Genomic DNA, 3,306 nt, shown 5'->3' on the forward strand with positions numbered 1-3,306 from the left:
AATTTGTTACTAAATATTTGAAATAAAGCAGAGTATTTAATAAAATAAAATTTAATTTGTGGAAGAACTTTTAGTTCTTCCTAATTTATTATTGTGAGGTAATATGAAGATACTACTTATATCTGGTTATAAATCATTTGAATTAGGAATTTTTTCGAATAAACATGAAGCAGTTAAATACATAAAAAAAGCTTTGAAAAATAAAATACTTTTATTTATAGATGAACTAGAATGGATTATTATTTCAGGGCAAATGGGTACTGAATTATGGGCTGCAGAGGTAGTATTCGAACTTCAGCTTGATTATCCCGAATTAAAATTAGGTATTTTTACACCCTACGAAGATCAAGAGAAAAATTGGAATGAAACAAATAAAGAATATTATAATGAAATCTTAATTGGAGCGGATCACGTCGACTCAATTTCAAGAAAACCATACGAATCTCCAATACAGTTAAAAGCAAAAAATGAATTTTTAATTAGTAAAAGTGACGGATGTATTTTATTTTACGATAATGAAAAAGAAGGTAGTCCTAGATATTTATATGATTTAGCACACAAGAAAAATGAACTATTTAATTATCCTGTAGAAATCATCACATTTGACGATTTACAAGTGATTGCAGAAGAGTCTTTTGAGAATGATGACAATAAATATAGGGAATTATAGAATAGATAATTGACAATTTATGAAGAGTTTGAAAAAATAGAAGGTAAATATTTCTAAATGTTTTGGGGTGACACACATGGAATCAACAAAAATAAAACTAAGTATAAAAGATATCCTAAATAAAGAGTTTAAAGTTTCAATGCGAGGATATAATCAAGAGGAAGTGGATCAATACTTAGACACGATCATTAAAGATTATGAATCGTTTCAAAATCAAATCGTAGCCCTACAACAAGAAAATGCAAAGTATAAAAAATTGTTGGAGGACCAAAAGAACACAGCTACACCTCCACCATCTCCTTTTAATAATACGAATACTGATGTTCTAAAAAGATTATCAAATTTAGAGAAGCATGTTTTTGGTAGTAAACTATTCGAATAATTTTAACTTAATTTATATTTTAAGAAAGCATTGCAAACTTAAGTATAATTTACTATACTAATAAATGTTCGTTTCAATATGTTCGGGTAATCGCTGCAACGCTTGACGTTGTTGAGGAAAGTCCATGCTCGCACAGTCCTGCGATGGCTGTAGTGTTCGTGCCTATCGAAGTCATAAGATAGGGTAGCTGTGTAATCAGCTAACGGCAGGGAACGGACCTAAGTCCTTTATGGATATGGTTCTACTACCTTTAAAGTGCCACAGTGACGTAGTCCTCGAAGAAATGAGAGGAGTGGAACGCGGTAAACCCCACGAGTGAGAAACCCAAATTATGGTAGGGGAATCCTTTCAAAGGAATTGAACAGAGAAAGGGACAGATTATTCTGTAGATAGATGATTACCACCTAGTAGTACGAGGCGAGAGCCGTTTGAAGTACGAATGGTACAGAACATGGCTTACAGAACATATGAAATGATGAAACTGTATAAAAACTCTTCATTCTATGGAGAGTTTTTTGTAATTTCGACGCAAATTGTTCATAATGAAAATAGGAATCAAAATGAAAATATGAAAAGAAAAGTTCATTCATAATTGGAATGAGATAGGTGGTTAAATTGGCGAAATATACATTAATTGCTACTGCTGCAATGGGAATCGAAGCTCTAGTCGCTAGAGAAATAAAAAGCCTAGGGTTTGAAGATGTAATAGTTGAAAATGGTCGAGTATTATTTAAAGCGGACGAAGCTGGAATTGTGAAAGCGAATTTGTGGCTTAGAACAGCTGACCGAGTGAAACTACGTGTTGGTGAATTTAAGGCAACCTCATTTGATGAATTATTTGAAAAAACAAAAGCCTTACCTTGGCATATGTTTATCCCAAGAAACGGTCAATTTCCTGTGTCAGGTAAATCGCATAAATCAAAATTATTTTCAGTATCAGATTGCCAAGCAATCGTCAAAAAAGCAATTGTTGATAAATTAAAAACAATCCAAAATATTCAAGGTATGTTAATTGAAGATGGTCCATTATTTCGAGTGGAAGTTTCTATTTTAAAAGATATCGTAACATTAACGATTGATACTACTGGTCGTGAAGGATTACATAAAAGAGGATATCGTGTAGATCAAGGTGAAGCACCATTAAAAGAAACACTTGCGGCTTCATTAGTATTACTAACGAATTGGAATGCTGATTTACCATTTGTTGATCCGTTTTGTGGATCTGGTACTATTCCCATTGAGGCTGCATTAATTGGACATAATATCGCTCCAGGATCGTTTAGAAGCTTTGCATCTGAGGATTGGCATTGGATCGGTAAAAAAAGATGGAATGAAGCAAGACAAGAGGCAGAAGATTTAGCAAATTATGATCAAAAATTAGAAATAATCGGATCCGATATTGATCATCGAATGATTAATGTTTCAAAAGCAAATGCTGATGAAGTTGGATTATCAGATTCTATTGCATTTAAACAAATGCAAGTAAAAGACTTTACTACTAAATCTGAGTATGGGTATGTTGTTACCAACCCACCATATGGTGAGCGATTAAACGATCGACCTTACGTTGAAAAGTTATATTCAGATATGGGGAATGTTTTTACAAAATTAGATACATGGTCAGTGTATTTACTTACTAGTCATGAGGGATTTGAACAATTTTACGGTAAACCAGCAACAAAAAAACGTAAATTATTTAATGGTTTCATTAAAACTGATTATTATCAATACTTTGGAAAAAGACCGAAACGTCAAGACTAGAGCCATAAGGGTTTAGAGGTTAATTTAATATTGCGTGTTGTTAATTACCGTATAATATAGATTATTTCTAATATGGGTATTATCAATATTTGCTACTAGAGCTACATTTTTTCTCTTAAATAAAAGAGGAAGGATGTGGCTTTTTTGCTTATCAGAGAGGCGAGTAAACTTTTCATTGAAGATCGAGAATTTAAAAATTTATCTCCTTTTACAATTAAAACGTACAGAATTACATTAAATATTTTTTGTGATTATTGTGTTTTAAAAGGGATAGTAGAGATAGACAATTTTAGTCCACAAACAACAAAAGTTTTTTAATTTACTGTAAGAATGAATTACACAATTTACCGACATCGATAAACCAAAAACTACGAACACTAAAAGCTTTTATTAAATTTCTAGCTGAAGAAGAGTATTTAGAAGATGATAAACCAATTAAAAAATTAAAAAAAAAAAAAGAACAAGCCCAGATTGAAGTTTTGCCGGATGGGCA

Annotated in this window: 3 protein-coding genes and 1 other RNA gene; all 4 read left to right on the forward strand. The window is 31.9% G+C overall.

What is annotated here, in order from left to right; translation table 11 throughout:
• The first annotated feature begins 103 nt into the window (after nucleotides 1-103).
• The 4 genes from CN514_RS22305 (at nucleotide 104) to CN514_RS22320 (ending at nucleotide 2,813) form a co-directional block, all read left to right on the forward strand.
• A complete protein-coding gene (locus CN514_RS22305) occupies nucleotides 104-670 on the forward strand; it encodes an SLOG family protein (protein ID WP_098234454.1) in 567 nt (188 codons plus the stop codon).
• 76 nt (nucleotides 671-746) lie between these two features.
• The gene (gene gpsB / locus CN514_RS22310; RefSeq protein WP_088010652.1) at nucleotides 747-1,052 is read left to right on the forward strand and encodes a cell division regulator GpsB; all 306 of its coding nucleotides are present in this window, start codon (nucleotides 747-749) and stop codon (nucleotides 1,050-1,052) included.
• Between the two features lie 78 nt (nucleotides 1,053-1,130).
• Nucleotides 1,131-1,516: RNase P RNA component class B (gene rnpB / locus CN514_RS22315), an RNA gene on the forward strand.
• A 151-nt stretch (nucleotides 1,517-1,667) separates the two neighbouring features.
• The gene (locus tag CN514_RS22320) at nucleotides 1,668-2,813 is read left to right on the forward strand and encodes a THUMP domain-containing class I SAM-dependent RNA methyltransferase (RefSeq protein WP_098234455.1); all 1,146 of its coding nucleotides are present in this window, start codon (nucleotides 1,668-1,670) and stop codon (nucleotides 2,811-2,813) included.
• The last annotated feature ends 493 nt before the right edge of the window (nucleotides 2,814-3,306 follow it).

Origin of the sequence: Bacillus sp. AFS001701 (genome assembly GCF_002559405.1) — a bacterium.
Lineage (GTDB): Bacteria > Bacillota > Bacilli > Bacillales > Bacillaceae_G > Gottfriedia.